Origin of the sequence: Pseudoalteromonas sp. Z1A6, from assembly GCF_011378745.1 — a bacterium.
GTDB classification, from domain to species: Bacteria; Pseudomonadota; Gammaproteobacteria; order Enterobacterales; family Alteromonadaceae; genus Pseudoalteromonas; species Pseudoalteromonas arctica.
The window spans coordinates 1-1,058 of record NZ_WTKW01000633.1 but is presented as its reverse complement, the minus strand read 5'-3'; the positions used below and the strand labels follow the sequence as shown (position 1 = coordinate 1,058).

Genomic DNA, 1,058 nt, shown 5'->3' with positions numbered 1-1,058 from the left:
ATATTGCAACAAGCAGGTACATCAATCTTGTCGCAAGCAAATCAGTTACCGCAAACTGCACTTAGCCTATTAGGCTAACAGTAATAAGGTAATAGCTACTTCTCTATTTTAGCTAATACTTATAATAATTTTAAAAGGAGATGACTTTGGTCATCTCCTTTTTATTTGGTTTTAATATTGCACCAATCGGCTCAATATGAGCTTTATTTAACGACAGATGATTGTATTGTAACAAGGCTAAATATTTCGTTACTTAATTGTTTTCGGCAATTCCCCTACTATTGTTCTACACCCGTGTAGTTGCAATAAGAAGTCTTAAAAGCAGTTCGTGTCATAGTTAACCCCTAGTAACAAACTAATCAACAAGTTATAAATTTATTAACATGAATTTGTAATTATTTATAAATAAAAGCTAAAGGTATTTTACTCCCTGCCGTTAACTTAATCAGTAAGGGGCTTGTACATAAATTTGTTACGGCTCTTGGTTAAATAAAAACAGTACTTTTACGAAAGTAATCAGGAGTTTTATTATGATTTCAGTAAACACAAATGTATCTTCATTAAACGCACAACGTAACCTATCTCAATCAGGTTCTGATTTAGCGACATCAATGGAGCGTTTATCATCGGGTATGCGTATTAACAGCGCAAAAGATGATGCGGCAGGCCTACAAATTTCAAATCGTTTAACATCACAAGTAAATGGTTTAGGCGTAGCTCAAAGAAATGCAAACGATGGTATTTCAATGGCGCAAACAGCTGAAGGCGCAATGAGTGAGTCTACAAGTATTTTACAACGTATGCGTGAATTAGCTCTACAATCAGCGAATGGCTCAAACTCATCAGAAGACCGTGAAGCGCTACAAAAAGAAGTATCAGCTTTATCAACAGAGCTAACACGTATTTCAGATACGACTTCGTTTGGTGGTCAGCAATTATTGAACGGCAGCTTCGGTTCAAAATCATTCCAAATTGGTTCAAATGCAAACGAAACAATTAACGTATCATTGTCTAGTGTAGCGGCAGAGAAAATTGGTTCTAACCAAGTTAATTTACAA

Annotated in this window: 1 protein-coding gene and 1 pseudogene; both read left to right on the top strand. The window is 35.3% G+C overall.

The annotated features are described in order from the left end of the window. Positions 1 to 3 precede the first annotated feature (3 nt). Positions 4 to 78, top strand: a complete 75-nt coding sequence (locus tag GQR46_RS20025) for a flagellin (protein ID WP_277344155.1) — start codon at positions 4 to 6, stop codon at positions 76 to 78. Between the two features lie 449 nt (positions 79 to 527). Beyond that, positions 528 to 1,058: pseudogene (locus GQR46_RS20020) on the top strand (flagellin); the annotation flags it as partial.